4 protein-coding genes and 1 riboswitch are annotated in these 3068 nt (G+C 45.4%); of the genes, 1 reads left to right on the top strand and 3 read right to left on the bottom strand.

All coding sequences use genetic code 11. The annotated features are described in order from the left end of the window. From QVP35_RS13130 to QVP35_RS13120, 3 genes are all read right to left on the bottom strand, one after another. The coding region (locus QVP35_RS13130) for an ABC transporter substrate-binding protein (RefSeq protein WP_288187923.1) at positions 1–259 on the bottom strand (259 nt) is incomplete at its 3' end. Between the two features lie 28 nt (positions 260–287). Further along, positions 288–1052 (bottom strand): ABC transporter permease, encoded by a 765-nt coding sequence (locus QVP35_RS13125; protein WP_009291123.1) that lies wholly within the window; start codon positions 1050–1052, stop codon positions 288–290. Next, positions 1021–1317 (bottom strand): thiamine-binding protein, encoded by a 297-nt coding sequence (locus QVP35_RS13120; RefSeq protein WP_006567710.1) that lies wholly within the window; start codon positions 1315–1317, stop codon positions 1021–1023. Before QVP35_RS13120 ends, QVP35_RS13125 begins: the two co-directional genes overlap by 32 nt. A 74-nt stretch (positions 1318–1391) precedes the next feature. Next, a riboswitch (TPP riboswitch) is annotated at positions 1392–1505 on the bottom strand. A gap of 162 nt (positions 1506–1667) precedes the next feature. On the opposite strand from QVP35_RS13120, the gene QVP35_RS13115 reads away from it, so the two are divergent. Continuing rightward, positions 1668–3068 (top strand): amidophosphoribosyltransferase (locus QVP35_RS13115; protein ID WP_288187921.1); only part of this gene is annotated, 1401 nt, incomplete at its 3' end.

Genomic DNA, 3068 nt, shown 5'->3' with positions numbered 1-3068 from the left:
GTGCTTTCCCGGAGCCCACAAGCACTTCTGCTCCGTCTTCCGGCGGCTGTACGATTTCCACATCCAGTCCGGCTTCTTTAAAATATCCTTTTTCCTTTGCCACGTAAATACCCGTGTGATTGGTATTCGGTGTCCAGTCCAAAACAAATGTAATCTTTTTAAGCTTTCCGTCCCCGGCTTCTTCTTTCTTTGATCCGCAGCCAGTCATTACTGTGATCAATAACACAGAAAGTAATACAGCTAACATTCTCTTTTTCATAATTATCATCCTCTTTTCACTTTTTCGGCTATTCCCGGTTCTCCCACGGCATACATTTTTTCTGCAGAAGATTCACGGCCCACATCAGCAGGAGACTGATCGCAGAAATCATAAAGATCACCGCAAACATTTTGTCAAAGGCAAAACCTTTCTTAACCCGGATCATATAGACACCCAGACCTTCAAATCCACCCAGCCATTCTGAAATGACGGCTCCCACAACTGCATAGGAAGCTGAAATCCGCAGGCTGGCAAAAAACTGACTAAGAGATCCCGGAAATTTCACATACCGGAATATCTGCAGCTTTGACGCACCCATAGAACGCATCAGGCTGATCGTATCCTTGTCCGCCGAGCGGAAACCATCCAGCAGGCTCACGGTGATCGGAAAAAACGTCACGATAACGATTAAAATTACTTTCGGAAGCATTTCATATCCAAACCACAATACAAGAAGCGGCGCAATGGCCACCGTGGGCACCGTCTGCGTCAGCACGATCAGCGGATAAAATGCCTTATACAGTTTATCGAAATGATCCATGAGCACTGCCATTAAAAAACCAATAACAACACCCATCAGCAGACCGATAAATGATTCAAGTATGGTCACTCTCGCATTCGCCATCAGCAGTGGAAAATCATTTACAAATGCCCTGACCACATCCACCGGCGACGGAAGCAGAAATTTTGAAACCATCCCTGTCCCGCTGGCAGTCTGCCATATCGCCAGAATCACAAGAATCGCCGCTGCCGGCCACAGTTTATTGGTGGTGTTTTGTAACTTTTTTATCAATGGTAAGCACATCCCCTTCTGGCTTATAAGACACTTTAATGTAAGCCGCAACCGACGGTGCACCGGCACGGACAGCAATATGCTGGCACTCTTTCACAATATCCATCAGTTCATCGTAATCACCCTCGATCGCAGTTTCAAACGGTCCCACATAATAATTCAGTCCCGTGCTCTTAATATAATCAATTACCTCGTCCACAATACGGATCAATTCTTCATCATTGGCCGCCTCCGGCAGTGTCTGGATCGCTACGCTTGCATTCATATTTCTTCCTCCTCATAAATCTGTTTCCATAGAAAAACCCCGCTGGCAAATCCAACGGGGAAATAGTCTCATGTACAGCTGTACTGTTTTATTCCTACGCTGGCATTACCCAGATCAGGTATAAGGGTTAAAGACCTCTTCTCGTCTTACTCTCAGCCGGCAGTCTGCCAGCACCCCTGTATATAAAGTTTTCTTATGTCTCGGTTTCACGGTATGTTTGTATTATAATGAATATACTGAATTAAATCAATTCCCTTTTCGAAAGAATGCCAATCTTTCCTTGTCCCGTTCCTCCCGTTTGGTTATAATAAATACAGCAGTATAATCTTATTTACAAATCGGAGGAATTTATGGGCGGATTTTTTGGTGTCACTTCAAAACAGGATTGTGTTTTTGATTTATATTTTGGGACAGACTATCATTCCCATCTTGGGACAAGGCGTGCCGGTATGGCAGTTTACAGTAAAGACGACGGTTTTGACCGTGCCATTCATAACATAGAAAATGCTCCGTTTCGGACAAAGTTTGACAAAGACGTGAACAAGATGCATGGATATATGGGCATCGGCTGTATTTCCGACTACGAACCGCAGCCGCTGATCGTTCGCTCCCACCACGGCACATACGCGATCATGACCGTAGGAAAGATCAATAACACGGATGAAATTATAAAGCAGATGTTTGATTCAGGCCACACACATTTCCTTGAAATGAGCGGCGGAGATATCAATGCAACGGAGCTGGTTGCCGCTATCATCAACCAGAAAGAACATCTCGTGGAAGGAATTCAGCATGCACAGGATGTCATTGACGGTTCCATGACGATCGTACTGCTGACACCAAAAGGCATCTATGCCGCCAGAGACAAAATGGGCCGCACTCCCGTTGCTGTAGGCAAAAAAGACGATGGCTACTGTATTTCCTTTGAAAGTTTTGCCTATTTGAATCTCGGATATGTGGCCGACCGGGAGCTTGGTCCGGGAGAGATCGTGATTCTTACACCTGAAGGTATCCAGACTCTGGCTAAACCCGGCGAAGATATGAAGATCTGTACTTTCCTCTGGGTTTATTATGGTTATCCTTCGTCCTCTTATGAAGGAATCAGTGTCGAGGAAATGCGCTATGAATGCGGAAAGAAGCTGGCTCAGCGTGATGATGCTACTCCCGATAGAGTCGCAGGTGTACCTGACTCAGGGATCGCTCACGCCATTGGCTATGCCAACGAATCCGGGATACCGTTTTCCAGACCGTTTATTAAATATACACCAACCTGGCCGCGTTCTTTTATGCCGACTATCCAAAGTAAGAGAAACCTGATCGCCAAAATGAAATTGATCCCGGTTCATGAACTGATCCAGGATAAAAGCCTATTGTTGATCGACGACTCCATCGTAAGAGGAACCCAGCTGCGGGAAACAACCGAATTCCTTTATCAGAGCGGTGCAAAAGAAGTACACGTCCGCCCGGCTTGTCCGCCGATTTTATATGGATGTAAATATTTAAACTTCTCACGCTCTACTTCTGAAATGGATCTGATCACACGCCGGATCATTGAACAGATCAGCGGAGATTACAAGAATGTACATCTGGAGAAGTTTTCAAATCCGGACTCTCCGGAATATCAGGGTATGATCGATGAAATCTGTAAGCAGCTGAATTTCACATCGCTCCGGTATCACAGGCTGGATGATATGATTGAGTCTGTGGGATTGGATCCTAAGAAACTCTGTACTTATTGTTGGGATGGGAAA

The organism is Anaerostipes sp. CAG:276 (assembly GCF_000432215.1).
GTDB classification, from domain to species: Bacteria; Bacillota; Clostridia; order Lachnospirales; family Lachnospiraceae; genus Anaerostipes; species Anaerostipes caccae.
This window is presented reverse-complemented; position numbering and strand designations above follow the sequence as displayed.